The 24064-nt window shown below is 44.9% G+C and carries 18 protein-coding genes; 13 read left to right on the forward strand and 5 right to left on the reverse strand.

Going from position 1 to position 24064, the window contains the following annotated elements; genetic code table 11:
- Window positions 1-256: 256 nt before the first annotated feature.
- Together map and glnD are read left to right on the forward strand one after the other, a co-directional pair.
- Window positions 257-1051 carry a type I methionyl aminopeptidase gene (map, locus tag JMY08_RS11920; RefSeq protein WP_189586849.1) on the forward strand — a complete coding sequence of 265 codons (795 nt, stop codon included), beginning with the start codon at window positions 257-259 and terminating at the stop codon, window positions 1049-1051.
- A 215-nt stretch (window positions 1052-1266) separates the two neighbouring features.
- On the forward strand, window positions 1267-4014 hold the full coding sequence (glnD, locus tag JMY08_RS11925; RefSeq protein ID WP_201593518.1) for a [protein-PII] uridylyltransferase: 2748 nt from the start codon (window positions 1267-1269) through the stop codon (window positions 4012-4014).
- 180 nt (window positions 4015-4194) lie between these two features.
- On the opposite strand, the gene JMY08_RS11930 is transcribed toward glnD, so the two are convergent.
- Window positions 4195-4866, reverse strand: a complete 672-nt coding sequence (locus tag JMY08_RS11930) for a hypothetical protein (RefSeq protein ID WP_010196520.1) — start codon at window positions 4864-4866, stop codon at window positions 4195-4197.
- A gap of 256 nt (window positions 4867-5122) precedes the next feature.
- On the opposite strand from JMY08_RS11930, the gene dapC reads away from it, so the two are divergent.
- The 6 genes from dapC to JMY08_RS11960 all read left to right on the forward strand — a co-directional run bounded on the left by dapC (window position 5123) and on the right by JMY08_RS11960 (window position 12760).
- Window positions 5123-6337 (forward strand): succinyldiaminopimelate transaminase, encoded by a 1215-nt coding sequence (gene dapC, locus JMY08_RS11935; RefSeq protein ID WP_194621207.1) that lies wholly within the window; start codon window positions 5123-5125, stop codon window positions 6335-6337.
- A gap of 135 nt (window positions 6338-6472) precedes the next feature.
- Window positions 6473-8413: a DUF294 nucleotidyltransferase-like domain-containing protein gene (locus JMY08_RS11940; RefSeq protein WP_201593519.1), complete on the forward strand. Its 1941-nt coding sequence runs from the start codon at window positions 6473-6475 to the stop codon at window positions 8411-8413.
- Window positions 8414-8464: 51 nt separating this feature from the next.
- Window positions 8465-9070: a 3'-5' exonuclease gene (locus JMY08_RS11945; RefSeq protein ID WP_201593520.1), complete on the forward strand. Its 606-nt coding sequence runs from the start codon at window positions 8465-8467 to the stop codon at window positions 9068-9070.
- Window positions 9071-9189: 119 nt separating this feature from the next.
- Window positions 9190-11346 (forward strand): D-alanyl-D-alanine carboxypeptidase/D-alanyl-D-alanine-endopeptidase, encoded by a 2157-nt coding sequence (locus JMY08_RS11950; protein ID WP_227679673.1) that lies wholly within the window; start codon window positions 9190-9192, stop codon window positions 11344-11346.
- A gap of 43 nt (window positions 11347-11389) precedes the next feature.
- A complete protein-coding gene (locus JMY08_RS11955; protein ID WP_201593521.1) occupies window positions 11390-11905 on the forward strand; it encodes an ABZJ_00895 family protein in 516 nt (171 codons plus the stop codon).
- A gap of 315 nt (window positions 11906-12220) precedes the next feature.
- Window positions 12221-12760, forward strand: coding sequence for a DUF421 domain-containing protein (locus JMY08_RS11960; protein WP_201593522.1), 540 nt, complete (start codon window positions 12221-12223; stop codon window positions 12758-12760).
- A 197-nt stretch (window positions 12761-12957) separates the two neighbouring features.
- Here the strand turns inward: JMY08_RS11960 and JMY08_RS11965 are convergent, their stop codons facing one another.
- Window positions 12958-13404, reverse strand: a complete 447-nt coding sequence (locus JMY08_RS11965) for a DUF2147 domain-containing protein (RefSeq protein ID WP_201593523.1) — start codon at window positions 13402-13404, stop codon at window positions 12958-12960.
- Window positions 13405-13654: 250 nt separating this feature from the next.
- Here JMY08_RS11965 and rlmH point away from each other — a divergent pair, with 250 nt between their 5' ends.
- Together rlmH and JMY08_RS11975 are read left to right on the forward strand one after the other, a co-directional pair.
- Window positions 13655-14143 carry a 23S rRNA (pseudouridine(1915)-N(3))-methyltransferase RlmH gene (gene rlmH / locus JMY08_RS11970; RefSeq protein WP_010196493.1) on the forward strand — a complete coding sequence of 163 codons (489 nt, stop codon included), beginning with the start codon at window positions 13655-13657 and terminating at the stop codon, window positions 14141-14143.
- A 260-nt stretch (window positions 14144-14403) separates the two neighbouring features.
- Complete coding sequence (locus tag JMY08_RS11975; RefSeq protein WP_227679674.1) at window positions 14404-15306, forward strand: DODA-type extradiol aromatic ring-opening family dioxygenase; 903 nt, start codon at window positions 14404-14406, stop codon at window positions 15304-15306.
- A 33-nt stretch (window positions 15307-15339) separates the two neighbouring features.
- Here JMY08_RS11975 and JMY08_RS11980 read toward each other — a convergent pair whose 3' ends face one another.
- Both JMY08_RS11980 and JMY08_RS11985 read right to left on the reverse strand, forming a co-directional pair.
- Entirely contained in the window at window positions 15340-16833 is a 1494-nt protein-coding gene (locus tag JMY08_RS11980) for an amidase (protein ID WP_201593524.1), read from the reverse strand.
- A gap of 216 nt (window positions 16834-17049) precedes the next feature.
- Entirely contained in the window at window positions 17050-20370 is a 3321-nt protein-coding gene (locus JMY08_RS11985) for a DNA translocase FtsK 4TM domain-containing protein (RefSeq protein WP_201593525.1), read from the reverse strand.
- A gap of 549 nt (window positions 20371-20919) precedes the next feature.
- Between JMY08_RS11985 and trxB the strand changes: the two genes are divergently transcribed.
- Genes trxB through JMY08_RS12000 form a run of 3 tightly spaced genes read left to right on the forward strand, consistent with a single transcriptional unit; the run spans window position 20920 to window position 23226 of the window.
- A complete protein-coding gene (gene trxB / locus JMY08_RS11990) occupies window positions 20920-21942 on the forward strand; it encodes a thioredoxin-disulfide reductase (RefSeq protein WP_010197136.1) in 1023 nt (340 codons plus the stop codon).
- A complete protein-coding gene (gene aat, locus JMY08_RS11995) occupies window positions 21943-22761 on the forward strand; it encodes a leucyl/phenylalanyl-tRNA--protein transferase (protein WP_201593526.1) in 819 nt (272 codons plus the stop codon).
- 33 nt (window positions 22762-22794) lie between these two features.
- Window positions 22795-23226 (forward strand): MerR family transcriptional regulator, encoded by a 432-nt coding sequence (locus tag JMY08_RS12000; RefSeq protein ID WP_201593527.1) that lies wholly within the window; start codon window positions 22795-22797, stop codon window positions 23224-23226.
- Between the two features lie 63 nt (window positions 23227-23289).
- Here the strand turns inward: JMY08_RS12000 and rimI are convergent, their stop codons facing one another.
- Entirely contained in the window at window positions 23290-23769 is a 480-nt protein-coding gene (gene rimI / locus JMY08_RS12005) for a ribosomal protein S18-alanine N-acetyltransferase (RefSeq protein ID WP_201593528.1), read from the reverse strand.
- Window positions 23770-24064 lie beyond the last annotated feature (295 nt).

A 24064-nucleotide genomic window follows, 5' to 3' on the forward strand; every position in this document is an offset into this window, starting at 1 on the left:
TCCCAAAAGGAGTAAAGATTGCTGCTAATCCCTTTAGCAGACAAAATTACATTACTTATATATTCTGTAACATTCAACTAATTTGTCAAAATATGAATATATTACCGTGACTGAACAGTCATAACCGCCCTGATTTGGCTGTAAAGCAATTATTATCAATCACAATGATAGGTTAGCTATCACTTAACGTAAAACTGTCATCAACCCATTTATGGTATAATCTACTCACATTAAACCCATAATTATAAGATAGATGATGATGATTAAAAAATCTCTTATCCAGTCCCCAGAAGCCATAGAAAAAATGCGCGTGGCCGGTAAACTTGCTAGCGATTTGCTGGTAATGTTAGACGAGCACGTTAAAGTGGGCGTCAGCACCGAAGCATTGAATCAAATTGCTCATGACTATATTGTCAATGTACAAGGTGCTATCCCAGCGCCACTTAATTACAATGGTTTCCCAAAATCAATCTGCACCTCGGTCAATCATGTGGTTTGTCATGGTATCCCAAGTGAAAAGAAACTGCTAAAAGATGGCGACATCATCAATATCGATGTGACCGTGATCAAAGATGGCTATTATGGCGATACCTCAAAAATGTGGATCGTGGGCAATGGCTCCATTATGGCAAAGCGTATCTGTAAAGTGGCACAAGATGCCCTCTATGCTGGCATGAGTGTTGTCAAAGATGGCGCACGCCTAGGCGATGTAGGTGCTGCGATTCAAGAAGTGGTCGAGCCTGAGCGTTTCAGTATCGTGCGCGAGTTCTGTGGGCATGGTATCAGTAATGAATTCCATCACGAGCCACAAGTCATGCACTATGGCAAAAAAGGCACAGGGTTCGAGCTAAAAACAGGTATGACCTTCACCATCGAACCCATGATTAATGAAGGTAAGTGGCAGACCAAAATCTTACCTGATGAATGGACGGCAATCACCAAAGACCGCAAACTGTCTGCGCAGTGGGAGCACACCATGGTCGTCACAGACAATGGCTGTGAAGTGTTTACTGCCCGCCCTGAAGAAGACTTAAGCTTTTTAACTCAGTAGTATCAAAAAAGATCGCCTAGGCGGTCTTTTTTTTGGCCAACAATTAGGTCATATTGAGTATTGTGCTTACCCGCTTTTTATCTTTATACTCTGATGACTTAATAACTTATATTAGTAACTTCTATTTGTGGCTTTTATCAGCTACCAGCACATTGGTGATTCTACGCTTTTCAGCTGAAACGTTTTATTTTTAAACTCTTAACGGGATAACACTCATGTTTACTTGTGATGCCGCATCGATTGATCTGACACCGCTCCCTTCATTTTCATCTAAGACCGCGACTGTCGACTCCTTGCAACCGGCGACGAATACAACGGAAAAAACCCTACTCGGTATTCCTGAATGGTTAACCCAAATAAATTTGGATATCAGCCGCGCGCTTGAGCGTGGTGTCAATATTCGTCAATTAGTGGCAGCACGCGCGTGTGCTATTGATGGCTTACTCATCGCCTTGTTTAAATGGTTTGAGCTGGATAAGACCGATTTGGCATTATTTGCCACCGGTGGTTATGGTCGCGGTGAGCTGTCGCTTTATTCAGATATTGATATTTTACTACTCTCTCCTGATGAGGTTGGCACTGATGCCAGTGGGAAAATCGATCGGTTGGTGGCGCTGTTGTGGGATATAGGGCTGGAGCCCGCCCTCTCTGTACGTAGCGTGAATGATGCTTTGGAAGCTGCGCTCGATCATACGATTGCTAGTGCGCAGTTAGAAGCTCGGCTCCTGATTGGTAACGACGCTTTACAAGATTTTCCGGCTCAAATTGTCAATAAGCAATGGTCGCCGCGCGCTTTTTTTGAGGTAAAAACCGAGGAAGCCAGAGCGCGTTACTTGCAGCATAATGCGACGGAATATAATCTAGAACCGAATATCAAAACAGCACCTGGTGGCCTGCGTGACATTCATATTATCGGCTGGGTAACCAAACGTTATTTTCGGGTCACTAAGCTCTATGATCTGGTACAGCAGAACTTTTTGACCGAAAAAGAGTTCGACGAGCTGAGCTTTGCCGAAGGTTATTTATGGCAAATACGGCATCACTTGCACGAATTGACTGGACGTAACGAAAACAAGCTACTGTTTGATTACCAACGTGACATTGCCCAGCTGATGGGTTATGAGGCACAGCCGGATGATCAACCCAATGCCGCTGTTGAGCGCTTTATGCGCGACTATTATCGCTGTGCCATGCAGATATCAACGCTGTCTGAGATGCTGACCAATCACTATTATGAGACAATCATAGAGCCCAATCTACCTGATGATGAGCGTCCGAAAAAGCAGCCTATTAATGCGCGTTTCAATCAAGTTGGCGACCAAATCGCCATGGCGCATCATCGCGTTTTTGCCCAGCATCCTGAGTCGATTCTAGAGATGTTTTTACTCATGGGTCAGTACGGTATCAAAAACGTCCGGACGCATACATTACGAGCACTAAAAATCGCCGCGCGCGGTATCGATCAAACTTACCGTGACAACCCTAATCACCAAACGCTATTTTTGGCCAATTTAAAAGAACAAAACTACTTGTTTCATCGCCTGCGTACCATGAATCGCTATGGCGTTTTGGGCAATTATATTCCTGCTTTTTCCCAAGTCACCGGTCTGATGCAGTATGATTTATTCCACCGTTATACTGTTGATGCCCATACGTTGTTTTTGATCCGCATCTTGCACCGCTTTACCGATCCGAATTTTTATGAAGACTTTCCACTGGTCAGTTCCCTCTTTCAGCGTATTGAGCGCAAAGAAATTTTAGTATTAGCAGCCATGTTTCATGACATTGCGAAAGGTCGCGGTGGCAATCATAGCTTGCTTGGTGAAACTGAGTCGATTGAGTTTTGCTTGGCACATGGCATGAGTAAAGCAGATGCCAATTTGGTTGGTTGGCTGACCCGCTATCATTTATTGATGTCGATGACCGCGCAGAAAAAAGACATTTCAGATCCAGAAGTGGTGACACTTTTCGCTGATTTGGTTGGCAACGTCACCCACCTGAATCATCTGTACGTACTGACCGTCGCCGATATGAACGCGACCAATCCACAGTTATGGAACAGCTGGCGGGCGACCTTGATGAAACAGTTATACTCGCAAACGCGTCGTATTTTACGTGCTGATATCGATGCGCCAACCAATCGTCAAGACATGATCAGCGCCACGCACAAGCAAGCAATGGTCATGTTGGATAACGTCGATAATCAGCACATGAACCGCAGTGAGGTACTTAGACTGTGGGATGACTTAGGTGATGAGTACTTCTTGCGTGAGATTGCTGAAGATATTTTATGGCATACCGAAGCCATTTTGAACCATCCACCGATTGGGCTTGCCTCTAATGCCGATAGCCCACCATTGGTGGTACTGCGAGAGCATCGTGAGCTGGCACTGGATGCTGTGCAGGTCTTTGTTTACACCCAAGATCAGACAAACCTATTTGCCGTCACTATGGCCGTATTTGATCAAATGAATCTAGATGTTTTAGACGCACGCATCATCACTGCCACTCGTGATTTTGCGTTGGATTCTTATGTACTGCTAGATCCTAGTGGCACATTATTGGTCGATGAAGACAGTCAGCAAGAGCTTAAGCAGCGCTTAATCAATGCCTTTAAAGACCCCACCGTACTGAAGCTTACGAATAAACGAATGCCGCGTCAGCTCAGACATTTTGAGGTGACGACGGTGATTAATTTTGAGTTTAATGAAGCATCAGGTCAGCACATTATGAGCTTAGAAACCCTCGATCAGCCAGGGCTACTGGCACGGGTGGGACAAGTATTCTTGCAGGAGAAAATTGAGGTACATGCGGCTCGCATTACCACACTAGGCGAGCGTGCAGAGGATATGTTTTATATCAGTGATCAAAATGACGAGCCTTTGTCTGCCGACAAGTTAGAAACGTTAAAAACGGCATTGACAACGAGTCTGAGCTTACATAGCGATAGTGCTGCAACTTAAGCAGTGTGGTCTATTAAGAAGTTTAACGAGTAACGAATATTGTGGATTGGGATTGGCGCTTTAACGTAAAAAGTAGATTGGTGCTAGATAAGCAGGTCATGCCGTTTAGCATCAATCTATTTTTCATACAGTAAAAATCTTACTTTCATGATAAAAAGTTATCGGAATAGATAGCAGAGTTTATAGGATACTTCTATATATCATCTCGCTGGCATGAGCGTTGAGCTCGTCATCAGCCAAATCTGGTGGCAAGATATTTGCCTCTACCTGTTGTTCACCTAACAGTAATCGTCCAGCATCGACCTCTTTTTTTAGCAAGCACTGCAAACTTGAAAGATGGAACTTGGCATCATAATGCTCATAAAGCGCTTGCAAGGAAATAGGTGCTTTGGCATGAACATCGAGATAGAGACTGTCATCTGCCAAGATAATCATCTCGTTTAGCGCCTCTTCCCGCAGTACTTCCTGTTCATTAATTCGGCGTTGTAAGTTGTTGGCCAATCGACCTTTGAAAGCCAGCATAATGATGAAAATCAGCGTTTGTAGCACAAATAAAGCGACATACTGCCACAAAGGTAGCGATATGCTAAATAGCCTACTAAGTAACATAAGTACCGTAGCCACGACCACATAGCTGACCAACTGCCACAGCAGCCACATCATAAAGCTGTTGTCACCGAACCAAAACATCTGCCGCTCTTGCAGGCGAATCAAATGATGGCGCGCCTGCCACCAATGATTCTCACGCTGTTTCAATTGTTTGTATAACTCTGCGCGCGGCGTACTGTTACCCAAATTTTTATTCTGGATATTTTTGGCATTGAGATCATCAGTTTTTGAGACACTAGCCATGTCAAATTATCCTTACCATAATCTGTCGTTACCGCTGACAGTCACTTTTATATTATTATCAGTTATAAAGCACCAAACTTATGCCAACGTCTTAGATTTACTTATCACGTCACAATTTTGCTGTGAGCCTCTATTTGAGAGGAGATAAATTAGCCATGATAAGCAAAAGACAAAAAATAAGAGAAGTGCTACACTGCTTGAATGTAAATTTTCTTTATAACTTTATTATTAATTGTCTATTATAGTTACCCTACTTATGAATCACAACTTAACCTCTCTGCATCCTTACCCTTTCGCTAAAATGGCAACGTTACTTGCTAATAGCACGCCAGCCCATAACCACAGTGCAATCAAGCTCGGCATTGGTGAACCAAAACATGAACCACCTGAATTTGTACTGGACGTATTACGTGAAAACTTGGACAAAATAAGCCGTTATCCCACCACTAATGGTACTTTTGAGCTACGTCAAACCATCGCCCATTGGCTAGAAAAGCGATTTTTCTTAAATCATGTCGATGCCAACACGGAAGTATTGCCAGTCATGGGCACGCGCGAGGCGATTTTTAGTTTTGTACAAGCGGTTGTTGATCATGATGTAGCGAATCCGGAGAGCAGTCTATCTCCTACCGTGGTCATGCCCAATCCGTTTTATCAGATATACGAAGGTGCGGCGATACTGGCACAAGCAACGCCCTACTTTGTGCCTTGTACACTAGACGATGATTTTAAAGGCGACTATCGCGCGGTACCAAAAGAAGTATGGATGCGCACGCAGTTACTATTCGTTTGTAGTCCGAACAATCCAACAGGTTCGGTCATGACAATGGATGATTGGGAATATCTCATTCGCCTATCAGATCAATACGACTTTATTATTGCTAGCGACGAATGCTATAGCGAGCTATATTTTGATACGGTGCCGATTGGTCTATTGCAAGCCTGCGCCGCTTTTGGACGCCATGACTTTAAAAACTGCGTGGTATTCCACTCGTTGTCCAAGCGCTCAAACTTGCCGGGTTTACGCTCTGGATTTGTGGCAGGCGATGCCAAAATCTTGCAGGCTTATTTGCAATATCGTACCTATCAAGGCTGCGCAATGCCAATACCCCATCAGCTTGCCTCTATCGCGGCTTGGCAGGATGAAAAGCATGTTGAGCATAACCGTGCGCTGTATCAAGAAAAGTTTGCCTTATGGATGTCTGAGCTTGGTGAGCTACTAGAATTGCGGATGCCAGAAGCTGGATTTTACTTTTGGATCAAAGCGCCTAAACAGTTCGATGGTGATGATGAACTATTTGTCAAAGCCTTATACGAGCAGGCCAATATCCATGCACTGGCTGGGCGTTACCTGTCACGTGAAGTCAATGGCAAAAACCCTGGGCAAGGTTATGTGCGCATTGCGCTTGTCGCTAGTGTCGATGAGAGCCGTGAAGCGATCAGCCGTATTCGTAAACTACTGGGTGCGTAGGCAGTATATTTAAAAGTATTAAGCGAGACATTAGCCTCTAATAACCACAATTTAACTGTGGTTATTAGAGGCTTTTTACTTTAATAATGCTATAGTAAAGTGGCTTTTATCAAATATGCCATCAAGGATGATGCCATGCCCCATCTTGATTTTACCCAGCCGCCCTTTGATGTGTTGAGTCTGGCTGAACGCCAAAGCATTAGAAAAAACACTCAAATTCGCTACCTTGCCAAAAATGAGCATCTAACTGCCGAAGAATTGCAGTATCTGTATGTCGTCATTAAAGGACAGATTGAGCAATTGCTTGACGGTGAGTTTGTGGCCTCTTACTTGGGTAGTAATCACTCCGACCAGCTCAATAATAACGACTGGTTCGACAGCCGTCGTCTGCCTGAATCATTGACTGAAAACAGCCCTAATACTGGAGCATCACAAACCTATCAGTTTCGAGCCGCTGAAGATACGTTGCTGCTCCAAGTCGCTGGTAGCGCAGTCGATAAAATCAGCGCCCAAAACCATCTAGTCCGTCAAATGCTGTCAGATAAGCTGCCCGAACGGCTAAAAGCATTACAGCAACGCCGTCACAATAAAGCCATAGACCCTGCCAGCTACAATGACCAACAAGAAGTGCAACAGATCATGTTGCAGCCTGTCATTGACGTCAATCTATTGCCAGTCCATATCGTCGATGCCAATAACAGCTTATACGAAGCCGCTTCTATCATGACGAAAGCGGGGCTAAAACATGTACTAGTACGTCCATTGAACCATCTAGAGCATAGGAAAGAAACGCGACATGGTACTGGTCATCTGTTAGGTATTTTAACCGACACCGATATTTGCCGCGCTGTGAGCGACCAGCAAAACCCTGCTACTACAACCTGCCAGCGCTATGCTAATTTTAACCTGCGTACCATCAAAGCCAGTGATGAAATTGGTGATGCCCTATTGACCATGACCCGCTATCGCATCCATCGGCTACCAGTGATTGATCATAATGGGGATGTCGTCGGTATACTCGGACAAAGCGATATGCTTGCGCATATTGGCCATCACTCTCAGCTCATTAGTATCCAAATCGAGCAAGCAAAAGACTTATCGAGCTTAGATACCGCCGTCGAGCTTATCGGTCGTTACATTCGCGCACAACATCAAAACGGCGTCAAAATCGGTAATATCAGCCGTATGGTACAGACCTTGAATGCACAAGTATTTACCAAGCTTTGGCAACTTATCGTGCCTGCTGAAGTCATGAAAAATACCTGCCTGATCGTGATGGGCTCCGAGGGGCGCGGTGAGCAAATCATGCGTACTGACCAAGACAATGCGCTCATCTTACGTGATGGCTATACTCATCCTGATCTGGCGCAATTTGCGGATACTTTTAATCACCGTTTAGCAGACCTCGGTTATCCGTTGTGCGATGGTAATATCATGATGACCAACCCGATGTGGCGACAGCCGCTAAAACAGTTTAATACCCAGATTGGTTTATGGTTTAAAAACACCAATCCTATGCATGGTATTTATTTGTCCGCCATACTTGATGGCGAATACGTCTGCGGAGATGAGTCATTATTGACTCAGGTGCGTCAACATTTAAAGGTCGCCCACAGACAGTCAGACCCTATGTTTGTACGCCAGTTTGCACGAGCCGCGCTACAGTTCGGTGATGTCAATCAGTGGTGGCAAAAATTCGTGCCTTTGCTCGGTGGCAAATCCGTGTCCGGAGACATTGATCTAAAAAAAGCCGGTATCTTTCCACTGGTTCATGGTATTCGTACCTTGGCGTTAGAAAGCGATATCTTAGAGCTGCCCAGTAGTAAAAATCGTCTTAAAGCTTTGGTACAAGCGCGCGCCTTGACCCAAGAGCGAGCGGATACTTTACTAGAAGCCTTGGAATTTTTTATGGCACAGCGCCTATCAGTCGCCCTATCAACCGATGATAAACATGCGCGGCAAGTCAACCCAATGACCTTGACCGCGCTTGAGCGCGACTTATTAAAAGAGTGTTTGGCTGTCGTCAAAAGCTTTAAAAACCAGCTACGTCAGCATTATCAATTAGAAATCGTATAAGCATGACAATCGTATAAGTATAGAACTCGCATCAATGGATGAGCGACAAATATGAGTTGGCTAACACAGTTATCCTGCGCTTGGCAAAAAAAACAGCTACAGCGTCCAGAATTGGCATCGATGTTTACCAAGCCTTTGGCTAAGCAGTGGGTAGCGATTGACTGCGAAATGACGGGACTCAATCCAAAAAAGCACCACTTATTGTCTGTCGCCGCGATTCATATCAATGGCAATACGATTGACACCGGTAATGGCATGCATATCATATGCAAGCCTCCAGTGATGCCAGACCGTGACACCATTGTGATTCACGGTCTACGTACTGCTGACGTTGAGCATGGCATGAGCTACGATGAGATGCTGGCGCGATTGTTGCCATTTATAGGTAATCGACCGATTGTGGGGTTTTGTACGAGTTTAGACACAGCGTTTTTAAACCCTTTAGTCAAACGCTATATGGGCACGGCACTACCCAACGAAGTCATCGATTTGCGCCATTTATACAGTCGACGCATGGGTGATCGCACTCAGGGTGTCCCCAACCAATCACAACAGCTGCGCAATATCTTAGCGCACTATAATATCCCTGATCTGGGCGCTCACGATGCTTATAATGATGCGATCATGACCGCCATGGCATTTTTACATGTACGCTAGCGTGCGTGCTTATTTTGAAAATTCAGCTAAAAACAGGTTTTCAACCACGCCTGCCATCTACGCGAAAACAGTAACTCATGTTAGTATAGGCGGCTTTTTCTACCGAATAAAAGATGCTCATGCGACCTACTTCTAGACTCTGTCATTCCTCCGTGCTTACCGCCAAATTATCGCCTATTTTTAGTCATTTGCGATCGTTTAATCAGACTCATAAATGGTTGGTTGCGCTGACATTAGTGGCAGCCCCGCTGTATGCGCAAGCAGCATTACCCAAAGCTATTCAAGCGGCATTATCACGAGCTGACTTAACAGAAGCTGATATTAGTATCATCATCACACCAGTTGGTGATAAAAACGCCAGTCACCTGCCCGTTCCGATTCAGGTCATCGATAGCAGCTCGGACAGCTCCTCTAAAAGGGTTTCTCAACCGAAACAAACCGCTAACGTAAATGCTGATATAAAGGGTAACGCTCAGACAGCAACGCAAAATAATAATGACAAACTCAATGAGAAAAGCCACCTGCTCCAACAGAGTACATTGGTTACCATTGAGCGCCGAACCATTGAAAGACATGAGCAAAAATTGCATGCTTACACCGATGACCCTTACACTTATCAAAGCTTAGAAAGTATCCCAACGATATTGGGCGATAAGGCAAAAACAACCATCATTAACAACGATGGTAGTAATGCCAATATTACAGAAAATAGCGATAAAACCAGTAACATTAATACTGATGCTGCATCCATAAAGATTTCATTTTCACCAATATTGAATCACCAATCCGATATCGCTCGCACGCCTGCCAGCACCATGAAGCTCGTTCCCAGCTTTATTGCTTTAGACACCCTAGGCGCTGATTTTGTCTGGCATACCCGTGTCTATCATACAGGCCTCGTCATCGGTGACCGCTTACATGGTGATCTGATTATTCAAGGCAGTGGTGACCCAAAAATGACCCACGAGCGTTTAAAACAGCTTCTCTATAAAGTAAAATCATCGGGTATTCATCATATCGAGGGTGATATTATTGTCGACAGTGCCGTCTTCAAAAATGTCACTAAAGATCCTGCCGCCTTTGATAACTCACCTCTGCGCCCTTACAACGCCAGTCCCGATGGTTTTTTGGTGAATTTCAGTACCATTGGCATCAAAAGCTATCCGTTAAACGATGACCAAGCAAGCCTGACTTATACACCGCAATTAGCAAATTATGATTTGCCCAGCATAATAGATACGCGCTCAGCTGCTTGTGGACAAGCGCGTTATAGTCTCGCACCGCAGTGGCAAACAAAAAAGCTTGTGTTAAATACCGGTTTGCCCAATAGCTGCCAAGAGCACGCTTTTTATGTCGCTTATCCTGATGCCAAAGATTTTGCGGCACGTGTTGTCGCCGCAAAATGGCAAGAGCTAGGCAATACCTTAAGTGGCGATGTCATCACCCAAGAAACGCCTTACACTACAGCAAAAAGTACTAAACCCACGCATGGTTTGTCAGCACTGTCTATGTCCCCGCTGCCCATTGCCAGCTATCCGTCCTTGAATTTGACTAAGCAGATTTATGATATCAATCACTTCTCAAACAATGTCATGACTGAGCAAGTAGCGCTATCGATTGGCGCTTATAGCCAATCCACTATGGTGAAAAATAAAACCAAAGCAGGTGGCATTGAAGCAAATAGCATTGAAGCAATTAACGTTGAAGCCATTAATATTAAAAGCCACGCAGAATCTGATATAACTAGTGCAAATAGCGATACACCAAGCAATATCAAAGCCGCAAATAATAAAGCTGCAAATAAGCAGACAACCAGCTTATATCAATTTGGCAAACCTGCTGTTACGGACTATCCTGCTGCCTTACAAACGATAAATCAGTGGTGGCAGAGCCATATGAACACACCAGCACCGTATCTAACCAATGGCTCAGGACTCTGCCGTGATTGTACGATAACAGCTGCCAACTTAAGCGAGCTATTAACTTACGCTTATAGCCATCCAAGCTTCGATGCTTATGTCAATTCGTTAGGCATCGCTGGAGTCAGTGGTACCATTGCTGCTCATGGAGCACGCTTACCCGATTCAGCCGCCACAGGGCGCGCATGGATAAAAACAGGCACTTTAAATAATGTCACCTCAATGGCAGGCTATGTCAAAGGGTTGTCGGGACAAGATTATGTCGTTGTTGGACTCATTAATAGTGAGCAAGCATTAAACGCTTATACGGCTAGACCCGTGTTAGATGCGATGCTTGATTGGACAGCGCAGCATTAAGTGTTTTTAACATCCTATTTTTCACCTTTATAAAGGGTCGCTCATGTCACGCAAGACAACCAATCTCAATAAACCCAAGACTCATTCAGACCGCAGTGCGCTACCGAAAAATCATGAGTCAGCTCAATCCCAACTGGCACAATATGTGGGATTTTTTGCGGTGGGCTATATTCTTGCCAGCGCAATATTTATGATGATTCAAACCAAACTTGCTCTGAATTCGCAACTGGTGACTGTGCTCTCTATCATTATCGGTGCTTATATTGCGGTCAGTAAATTTATTAAGCATCAACAGCGCGCCCTTAGTAAAAGTGAAATCAATCGCTTAATGTTTGGCGGGGTCACAGTAGTTTGGTTACTCACTGCTATTTATTTCTTAGGCATATGGTTCTTTTTATTTGATGCAGTGAATCGCGAAGTATTGATTGAGATGGCTATGCAACAACCTCTCCCGCTCATTTCTGCCTTAGTCATGATATTGGTACTGACTTTTATCAGTGCCCGCATCAGTATTTTGGCGCTGAATCATCTCCTTAACCCCAAACGTAAAACAGGGTGAACACGCGCTGCTGTCTACAACGTACTACAAAGTTTATTCACCATTAGGGCGTGAATTCCGTTACGCTGGTTTTAGCTGGTGTGATATTTAGCAGCTTGGCCGTGTCCTCATTTTGAAAATGGTGATAAAAATGAGATAAATTGTAGCCAAACAAGGAAAATAGCGCAGATAATATCGTCATATTGACCAGCTGTTTGACACAGTTTGGCAAGATTTAGCCATTTCTAACTCATTTAGTCGCTTTTGCTCAGATTGAGAACGCGCCCTGACCTTTAAACATTGAATCACTTTGTGCTATTGATAGGAGTCAATATTATGGACATGCTATTTTTTGACAGTATAGACAAGCTTGGACGCATCGTCTTAACGACCGTCATGGTTTACGTCTTAGTCGTGCTGACCACCAAAATCTCAGGTAAGCGCTCCACATCACAGCTCAATAACTTTGATTGGATCGTCACCGTAATGATCGGCTCATTGGGTGCTAGCACTATTTTGCTCAAAGACATCCCTTTTATCGAAGGCGTGGCCTCTATCTTGGTGCTATACCTACTACAATTTTTGGTCACCAAATACGCTTCCATCTCACCGCAATTTAGCAATTTTATTTTATCTGAGCCGCGTATTGTCTTTTATCAAGGGCAGTTTTTGCCTGATGCTATGCGAGATGAGCGGCTGACCCGTCAAGAAATCGAATGTGCCATGCGTTCTGAAGGCATGAACAGCTTCGATGATATTGAAGCCATTGTCTTTGAATCTGATGCTAAGCTGACCATTATTCCAAAACCAAGCAATAATGCTGATAGCCAAAATACAGAAGACAAAGTCTCGCAAACCATTGCTTCACTTATGTAATGTCACTTGTATAATGTCATTAGAGAGTAATAGCAATTGGTTAGGGTCTGTTGAACAAACAGACATAAAAAAGGATAGCCAATCTAATCGGCTATCCTTTCTGGTTAATTTATATCTCAATGATACGCTTGCTTCAATGGCAAGCTTGCTGAAATGACAGTCTTGGTCAATAGTCTATCCAACAGGCATTACACACGTTACTTGATACGTTGCCACGTTTGCGAACGACCAAAGAGTGGCGAACCGACATAACCTCGTAGATCTAGGCTTTGACCGTTGTCACTTAACGTGAGTTTGCCAGAATACGTCTTGCCGGATTCAGGGTCTACTAACTTGCCATCGCTCCATTTATTGTTACCGTCAGCCTTTAAGCCCGATAGAATCTGTAAACCTTCGATTGGCTTGTTTTTGAGGCTGCCAGGACATTTGGTACAAACAGCTTTAGCCTCTTCCTTATTGAGTACTTTGATGATTTTTCCTGAGACTTTACCGTTGCTTTCATTCAGCTGAATGATGGCCTTTTTTTCACCAGTTTTATCATCAATGGTTTGCCATTGTGTGCCGTTTAAAGAGGCAGCAAAGACAGAGGTAGACAGCAGAGCACCAGCAGTAAGGGTAAGTGCAATAGATATAGTACGACTCATGAACGACTCCTTTCGTTAAAAAAACTTTCAATTGAACTTATGGTACATCAAAAAATTAGCATAAAAATATTGCATAAAGACATTGTATAATTGCTCATCACTTCTCAAGATGATTGCGAACTAAAGAACAACTGTTTGTCGAATGCTAGTAAAGCATAAAAAAAAGCTTTGTAAAAGAGGTCTTTGTTACGGCAACTTAAGCTTAGATTTTTTTTGTTACATTTTCTCACGTATTGACAGGGTAGGTATTATGAAAGTAAGAATTTTGACCGTTGGTAACAAGATGCCGAGCTGGGTACAGACTGGCTTTGATGAATATTTCAAACGTATCCAACCGATGCTCAGTACAGAAATTGTTGAACTTGCTGCCGCCAAACGTGCCAAAAACCCTTCGGATGCCAATCTTGCTCAGTATCGCGAGCAAGAAGGTCAGGCGATATTGGCCGCTCACAATGCAGCGGGACGTGAGCAATTATGGGTATTGGATGTCAAAGGAAAAATGCTCTCGACAGAAGGGTTGGCAGATAAGTTGGCCGATGCCATGCAGCAAGGCGATGATATCGCCCTAGTGATTGGTGGCGCTGACGGCGTATCACCAGAAGTATTGGCAAAAGCCGATGTGAAATGGTCGTTATCCGCGCTGACGTTGCCGCACCCATTAGTACGTGTGGTCTTGATGGAGCAACTATATCGGGCGATGAGTGTCAATCACAACCACCCTTATCATCGCGGCAACTAGAAATAGCATGAGCAGATGTGTTAACGAATGACTGTTTGCTTAAGACAGATATAGTCGATTCAATTTAAAAAGAATACAGCTTAAAAAGAATACAGTGCTGCTGCGATGAGTTTTTCGAAACCTCTGAAGGGCAAAGCGCACAGCAAGCAAGGAAAACTCATGCCAGCAGAACGCTGTTTTTAGCATACCGTTTTTATTTTGAACTGGTTATACCTCATCAAAACGATTGAAAAACGAGCACATGCCCTAATAAACGGAACATGAAATATCCAAAACGAGCGACACCTAACGCCCCTTATGCGCATCAGCGACGTGAGCAACCTCACCAAGAGACGCATACGCCCATTACGACCACAGCAGCTTTGGCAAACGCCCAAGCTGGGCAGTCAACTGCGACCAACTTAGCCAAGCTACCAGCGGTATTTATCTCGCATGGTGCCCCAACGCTGGCGATTGAGCAATCGGCTACGACCAGTGCACTGGCTCGTATCGGGCAAAACCTACCAAAGCCACGTGCCGTCGTTATTATGTCGGCGCATTGGCAGTCGGCGAAGCTAGAAATCAGCAGCAACCCACAACCAAAGACTTGGCATGACTTTTCAGGCTTTGCACCCGAACTGTATGAGCTACAATATCCTGCTGCAGGTCATCCGGCACTCGCTGAATCGCTAGCGCAGCAGTTAACGGCACGCGGTATTAACTGTAGCGTCAATCCGATGCGCGTCAGCGACCATGGTGTCTGGGCACCGCTCAGACATCTCTATCCGCAGGCCGATGTACCTATCGTACAAATATCGTTGCCACGGCACTATGACAGTGCTGCCTGCTATCAGCTAGGCGCGCAACTGGCGCAACTGCGCGAGGAACAAATACTTGTCGTGGGCTCAGGCAATATCACTCATAATCTACAAGCCTTACGCTGGGAAGCCGAGAGCATAGATGAGACCGCACAAGACTTTAAGCTCTGGTTGCTACAGCAGCTCAAAACAGACATCCCAGCGGCATTAGACTGGCAGCAGTATCCCAACTTTCGCAACATACACCCAAGCGACGAGCATTTACTACCGCTATTTTTTGCCCTAGGAGCCGGTCAACGCGTCTCCGTCGTGCATCAGAGCATGGCACATCATAGCTTGGGAATGGATATCTATCGCTTCGATTAGGCAACTTTTAATCAAGCGATAGCAAAAATAAAACTACTTCTCAAAAGCTGCCTTGGTAAACAACCCAGCGCGCTCCATTTCGCCCGCAATACTAAATAAAGTAGTCTCGTCATTCATACGTCCAATCAGCTGCATGCCAATCGGCAAACCCTTTTTGCTCATGCCTACTGGCAATGACATGGCAGGCAGCCCAGTGACGTTCCCCAGCAAGGTAAAGGCCATTTTTCCCAGCACCGGCTGACTAAGCTTTTCGATCATGCCTGAGCTAAAGGCATATTTCCCCATATCAATGCCTTTATTTAGTAAGCCCGCGCTGCGCATGAGCATTTCATCCATACGACTTGGTGGCAGCACGCCATGTTTAACCGCAGGCGTCGGTATGGTCGGGCACAGAATCATATCGTAGGTCTCTAATAATAGACCCGTTTGATATTGGCTATCATGCCAGCCATGCTTAGCGTGTGCCAAGTCAACGGCAGAGAGCGAGCGTCCTAGCATCGCCATATTATACGTTTGCGGCTCTAGGTTCTTTATATGTTCTGCACCAAATTTGCGTTCGATATTATCAATGGTAAAGGCTGTATGGGTACAAACCACCACTAAAAAATCATGCCAAAATTGTTCGATATTAATATTCGGCTCAGCAGGCACCACACGATGACCCATACTTTCTAATTGCTTTGCCGTCTGCTCTAGTACAGCCAGTACTTCTTTGTCCACTATTGTATTGGCGACTAATGGCTGCTGGTGCAAAGCTATCGTTAATTGCCGAGGGGCACGCATCGCTGCTTGCAAAAATGTCCCATCAGGTGGCGCAATCACATAAGGCGCGCCAATCTCAGCGCCACTCGTGGCATCGAGCATCGCAGCACTATCACGCACACTACGGGTAATCACGTGATCAGCGACCGCGCCTTCCCAACCTTCACCAAATGCGGGACCCATTGGGTTACGTCCACGACTGGGTTTGAGTCCAAACGCCCCACACCACGCTGCCGGAAAACGTATCGAACCGCCACCGTCGCCAGCACCTGCCATCGGTACGATACCGCTCGCCACTGCCGCCGCGCTACCACCCGATGACCCACCAGAGCTATAGCCCTTTTTGAATGGATTATGGGTGGCACCGTGCGCTTTGGGTTCAGTGGTGATGATTAAACCAAACTCTGGCGTATTGGTCTTGCCGAAAGTATTGACACCCGTCGCTTTCATACGCTTAACGATTTCGCTGTCGTTTTCTGGCACGACATTCACGCTACGACTGCCCATCGTGATGGGTTCGTCAGCAAAATAAAATGATAGGTCTTTGAGTAAGTACGGCACACCATTAAATGCACCTGCTGGCAATCCTGCTTGCGCAGCATTATAAGCACGCTCATCAAAGCGATGAATGATGGCGTTTAACTTAGGATTCAGTGTGTTGGCTTGATGAGTCGCAGCGTCTAATAGCTCTTTGGCACTGACCTCACCTAAATTGACGAGCTTGGCTAAACCTAGGGCATCGTATTGGGTGTATTCTTTAAACATAACTAACCTTCCTTGGAGAGTAATTGGACTAAGCATTTTTGAAATTAAGTGATATTTATCCCATAACCTTCTGTCAGTTTAGTATAAAAAAACACTGCTGATAATCGATAAACAAACTCACTAGTCATTTAAGCAATAGCGCTACCATATATTCCTAATAAAAAAACGAGCCACTCTCGTGACTCGCTTTTTATGATTAATCAAACTCATCATCTTTTACATCAACAACTCACGTTTGCCGCTTTTACCCATCGAGCTGACCAATCCAGCCTCTTCCATTGAATCAACGATACGAGCGGCACGGTTATAGCCGATACTAAATTTACGCTGGATACTAGAGGCAGAAACCTTCCGCGTTTCCATGATAAATGCCACTGCATCGTTATACAGGTCATCATCCTCACCAGAAGCGTTGCCGCCACTACCACCACCGCCAGGACTAGACAATTCAAAGTTGCCTGCCATGTTATCAATATAATCAGGCGCACCGCGCTCACGCCAAGCATCACAGACACGATTGACCTCTTCATCGCTGACATACGCCCCATGTACACGGTCTGGCTCAATTTGCCCTGGGCCTAAAAACAGCATATCACCATTACCCAGCATGTCTTCTGCACCGCCACTGTCTAGAATCGTCCGTGAATCCACTTTTGAGTTCACTCGTAACGCTGCACGAACAGGGATATTGGCTTTAATTAGACCGGTAATGACATCGACTGATGGACGCTGAGTGGCAAGCATTAAATGGATGCCTGCCGCGCGTGATTTTTGTGCCAAGCGCGTGATCAGTTCTTCAGCTTGTTTACCGACTTGCATAATCATATCGGCAAACTCATCCGCGACAATGACAATCATCGGCAAGGTTTTGAGCTTTGGTGCTTGGCTGATGCTCACGCTATCATTAGGTCGCCACAATGGATCGAGCATTGGATTGCCCGATTTTTCAGCAGCGATGACCTTTTTATTGAACTCGTTAAGCTTACGTACCTTTAATAAGCTCATCAACTGATAGCGGCGCTCCATTTCTGCCACACACCATGACAAAGCACTGGCGGCTTCAGTCATATCTGTGACGACTGGCGTCAGTAAATGCGGAATGTCATTATAGTTTGCCAGCTCAAGCTGCTTTGGATCAATCAAAATCAGGCGCAGCTCGTTCGGTGTATATTTGAGTAGCATAGAGAGTAGCATTGAGTTGACTAATACGGATTTACCAGAGCCTGTGGTACCAGCAACCAACATATGCGGCGCGCGCGCAAGGTCAGTAATAATAGCATTACCACCGATATCCTTACCCATCGCCATGCTGATTTGGGCTTTAGGATCTTGGAATTTTTCGGTATTCAACAGCTCAATCAAACGCACCATTTCGCGTTGTTTGTTCGGCACTTCGATACCGATATAAGGCTTGCCCGGAATGACCTCAACCACACGCAAAGATGCCATTGATAATGACCTTGCCAAATCACGTGAAATACCCGTAACTTTACTGGCTTTTACCCCAGCAGCAAGCTCTACTTCAAAGCGTGTAACGACTGGCCCCGGAATGGCATTGACTACTGCGGCCTTAACATTGAATTCTTGTAATTTAATCTCTAAGAGCTCAGACAACTTATCAAGCTCAGCAATGGTATAGCTTGGCTTACGATCAGGATCTGGCTTATCTAAAATAGAGATCTCTGGAATAGGCGTTAAGCTACTGCGATAGGCGGCCGTTTGCATCGAGCGTGATTTTTGACTAAAAGCGCCATCGTCACTGATATGCGGCATAACGGGCGTATCGCTATTATCATCGCGGCTGTCATCCTCAGGCATCATATCCGTAATATGGTTGCCGCTATCACCCTCTGGCACCGCAAAGCTGACCGTTGGCTTAGATGCGGCTATCGGTTCAGCAGCTGGCGCTGAAACGTTAGTTTCTACCTTAGGAGGTAATGTTGGGTTGGTCGGTGGCGTATTGGTCGGGGTCATATCAGCGACGGGTGCGACGATACTTACCTCATCCTCTTCTGGAGCAGGACTTTGTATTGACAATGAGCTTTCCCATTGCTCTTCATTTGATAACTTGTCTGCTAACTTGTTTGATGATCCAGCAGAGGCGTCATAAGTATTATCTGCTGCCGTCTTTAGTGCTGGCTGCTCGGGTTCATTAGTATCTTCTTCTGTTTCTTGAGAAGGTGAAACAGGCGCATGTTCTGACAACCAAGATTCTGCCAATGTATCAACCGCTTCGTTCGTTTCATCTGTTGCATGGCTGTCATCTGATGCCATAGTCTGAGGCGCATCGGCAGAATTAGGCGCGATTTGCTTGCTTGCTGTCTCTGTAATTGCTTGGTCGACATCTTCTTTATTAGGACTAACAGTAGAGCTCGCGCTTGGTGTCTCCAGCTCTAGCGTTGCCATGTCTGTTGCCGTGTTTGTAGACACTGCTGTCTCTTTTGGCGACTCAGCATTATTGATATAAGCAGGAGTAGCAGAATCATGAGTGGCGCTGTGGATGCTCTGGTCGTAAATAGCCATATCGCTTGCCAATAAGTCATCAACAGTATTGGCATCATTCCAAGCAAAACTCGGCTCTACTTTACGGCTAGGAGTCGTGACAGGGCTTGGGGTAGCAGATACCTTATTATCACTAAAGTTGCTTACGCCAGCGCTACTAGGCGTGGCAGGTACGCTTTGTAAATGCTCGCTCTCACCCGCTGCTGCCATAGAAGCTTTTACACTGGCACCCAAGCCAGAACTCGCTAAAAATTCGGTGAGTACATGATTAAAGCGACCACTGCTATCGGATTGTTGCGTATTAGCCTCATGCTCAGTTGCTTGCAGCTCAAGGGACAGCTGGTCATACTCCGGAACAGCGTGCGATACCTTTTCGTCGGTTAGGGCTTCATTATGCTGCTGACGACTCTTTTCAGCGGCCTGCACACTCTCAGACTGACTATCTTGGTTTTTTACACCAGAACCAAGCCATGACAGGGTCATGATTTTTCGGTATATCGCGAGCCAATGAATATTAAAAGCAAAAGTCGCCGTAATAATTACGAATACCGTTAAAAAAACCACACTCCCCCACTGCGACAATAATTGAGCCAAACGCGCTTGCAGTTCGAGACCGATGATACCACCCGCGACCCCTGTCAGACCTGTGGTAACTGGATCTGCTATTTGCTGCACTAAAGCGACCAACTGCGCAAATAAGGCGCTGGCACTTAGAATCAAAAACACGTAAGCGACTACACGTAGCAACCAAAACGTCGGCTTATTGTCCCACCAAATAAGAATAGACTCATAGACCACAAACGCCAACAACCACCATGCGCCAAAACCAAAAAAGCTATAAAGCAGGTCAGACAACCACGCCCCCATCTCGCCACCCATATTGTTAATGGTGGTCATGTCACTACTGATGTGCGACCAACTAGGATCGTTGCCTGTATACGTCATCAGAATGACAAACAGATAAACGGCCAGTATTAACCCAAGGAGGGTAAATATTCCCTTTTTTAAATACTCAATAAGCGGTGCTGATATCACGTAAAATCTGCCTTGTTATTAATACTAAATGGTCGCCAGTGCATGACTAAGCCTAATCATGCTGACATAAAGTGTTGACATAAATGTACCGAGCGAAGTGTTTGTTTGGCATGTGCCGATCATAGAGCCTTTAAACAACCGTTATCGCTTGGCTCCTACTACACTTGGCATAACTTCTTATAATAACAAATACATAGGTGCAGTGGCGACAGTCTTATAAAGAAAGCGTGTAAGAAAGTAAATCAATAGACACTTTGCACAAGAAAACAGCTGGTTAGCGAAACATTAGTGGCAAAATATTGCTCACTGTATTGCCTAAATTCTATAAAATAGCCTCTGTTTTTTGCACTTATATTCCAAAGCTATTTATTCTTTGATTCTAATAATACCTGTGTTTGTTTTAGCAAACTTGCACTTTGTGCGCTGTGCCCTTATGTTATTATCTCATAGCAATTAGAAAAACTATATTAGTCGCACCTTTTGACGTTTGTCTTTTTATTATATTTATCACTCACATTTTTAATTCGTATATTTTGCAAGGAACCACTCATGGCAACTGATACTACCGCTCCACGTCACGAAAAGCTCATTATTTTAGGCTCAGGCCCTGCGGGTTACTCTGCCGCGGTCTATGCTGCGCGCGCTAACCTCAAGCCCGTTATGGTCACTGGTATGGAAGTGGGTGGACAATTAACCACCACCACCGAAGTCGACAACTGGCCGGGCGATGCTCATGATTTGACAGGCCCTGCACTGATGGAACGCATGAAAGCTCATGCTGAACGTTTTGGTACAGAATTGGTTTATGACCATATCAATGATGTCAATCTGAGTGAACGCCCTTTTCAATTGACGGGTAACAATGGCACCTATACTTGTGATGCCTTGATTATCTCAACGGGTGCGTCTGCACAGTATTTGGGGCTAGAGTCAGAAACCAAATTTAAAGGCTTAGGCGTGTCAGCTTGTGCCACTTGCGATGGGTTCTTTTATAAAGACCAAAAAGTCGCGGTGATTGGCGGTGGTAATACAGCAGTCGAAGAAGCACTATATTTATCTAACATTGCCTCTGAAGTCACGTTAGTGCATCGCCGTGATGGTTTACGCTCTGAAAAAATCTTACAAGATAAATTGTTCGAAAAAGCCAAGAATGGCAACGTCAAAATCGAATGGAACCATCAAGTAAAAGAAGTCGTCGGTGATGACATGGGCGTCAATGGCGTCGTTATTGAATCTATGATTGATGGCAGTACCAAGCAACTAGATGTATTTGGTATGTTTGTCGCCATTGGTCACAAGCCTAATACCGATCTATTCAAAGGTCAGCTCGACATGAAAGACGGCTATCTTATCGTTAACAGCGGCCTAAATGGTAACGCCACACAAACCAGTATCGAGGGTGTTTTTGCAGCAGGCGACGTGGCTGATCACGTCTATCGTCAAGCCATCACTTCTGCTGGAACTGGCTGTATGGCCGCGCTTGATGCTGAAAAATACTTGGATGCGATTGGCGAAGCCACTGCATTAGACCATACTTATGCGTCAACGCTGACTGCTGATCAAGAAGACTAAATGAACAGCTTCTCACAATATAACGCCAATAACAACGAGCAGCTTATCACGCCTGAGACCTTAAAAAGTCTTGGGCGTTATGACTTTCCTGATCCTATTTCTATTGATCCTGATGGAGTCGGTATCGTCGCCATGGGCGGTGACTTAGCGCCCGAGACGCTCATCTCTGCTTATGCGCAAGGATTGTTTCCTTGGTTTAATGAAGATGAGCCTATCGCTTGGTGGTGCCCTGAACCGCGCTGCGTGATTGTGCCGACCGACTATCAACCCAGCAAATCTCTACGCAAGCAAGCAAGCCGCGCGCGTTGGCAAGTCACACTCAATCAAGCTTTTGATGACGTCATTCACGCCTGTAGTTTACCGCGCAGTGATGGTCTCAATACTGACCTACCTGAGGGCGAGCACACGTGGATTCATGATGAGATGATCGAGGCTTATACCAAACTACATGCTCATGGATTTGCACATAGTATCGAAGTTTGGGATGACGCAGGCACACTCATTGGTGGATTGTACGGATTAAAAATAGGCAATATCTATTTTGGCGAGTCGATGTTTCACCGTTCATCCAACGCCTCTAAGTTAGCATTTTGGGGTTTGATGCGCTTATGTGAGCAGAGCAACGTGGCACTCGTAGACTGCCAATTACCCAATGAGCATCTCATGAGCTTAGGTGCGACCACCCTACCACGTGCTGAATTTCTTTCCCAATTGGATACGCTAATAGCCACTCATTCAGTCAAATGGCAAAAGAACTCTCACAAGTCCCTAAGTGTATCGCTCCTTGAGAGCAAGGAATCTTGGCAGCTCAACTCATGATGGTGGTGACAGCGACAAAACAACGAGGTTATTATGGCACCTGATACATCATTTTTATTAATTGGAAAGCTGGCGAGCGAAGCCAATACCACCAAAGACACCGTGCGTCATTATGATGAGCTAGGGCTACTCAAGTCGCGTAAGCGACAAGCAGGCTCACGGCTCTATACTGAGTTTCATCCTGAATGCGTTGAGCGCATTGAATTGATTAAGAGCGCACAAGCTATTGGCTTTACACTCACTGAAATCAAAGACAGTCTTAATGACTATTATGATGGGCAGCTCGATATTGATTTACAGCTAAGTCTCACTCAGCAAAAACTGGCTCAAGTCAAAAAACAGCAGGCCAATATCAATGTCATGGTAGAGCTCTTAAGCGAGCGCATCGAAATATTAGAACGCATGCAAGCAGATAGTGACTATGAGCTCGATATTGAAGTCTGTAAAAAGACCATCCCCGAGTGATCTAGAGCCTTTCTTCATTCCTAACGTTTATCAATCCAATAGCATCTGTGCTATTTATGGCTATTAAAGATGCACACGCTGCATAATCAACGCATCAATGGCTGGGCGATGAGGCATTTGGTAGTAGCCTTTACGCCGATGAATCACTGCCAACCCTTGCTGCTCGTACAAAGCAATCGCTGAAAAATTGTCTGCGCGTACTTCTAATAGTAAATTCTCCACCTTATTATTCATCAATTCAGTATTTAATTTAGCAAAAACTTGCGAGGCAATACCTTGGCGTTGGTAATCAGGATGCGTGCCAATGCGAAGGATCTCTGCTTGCTCAAAAACCACTTGATAGAGACAGTAGCCAACGATTTTATCAATTTTATAAACGACTGATAAATTAATACCATCCTGTGCCAGTAACTCTATTATTGTCTGATAACCCCAAGCATCTTGCGGCTGTACCATAGTTTCAATATTTGCTACTGCTTGAATCACTTCTTCAAACTCTATTGCATCAATTAGCAGCTCTTCTATATTTTCTATAGTGAACATGGCCTATCCTTTATTCTTATTAGGGTCTATTTTATCGTAAATACTGATTTTTATTTGCTCATATAGTCAAAATACCCCAAAAACGCTACGATACTGCTGATATCAATTTTTTGTAGCCTCTGTCTGCACAGGCACAGCAAGCAAGAAAAATTGATATCAGCAGTGCATGATGTATCGATATTACTTTTTACTGACTATATCCCTCAATCAACTTATTTCACCCAAAAAAAAGCCACCCTCAATAAAGAGAGCGGCTTTTCACGAACTGCTTAACTCTGATCAGATTACTCTGACA

Source organism: Psychrobacter sp. Pi2-51 (genome assembly GCF_904846665.1).
GTDB lineage: Bacteria > Pseudomonadota > Gammaproteobacteria > Pseudomonadales > Moraxellaceae > Psychrobacter > Psychrobacter glaciei.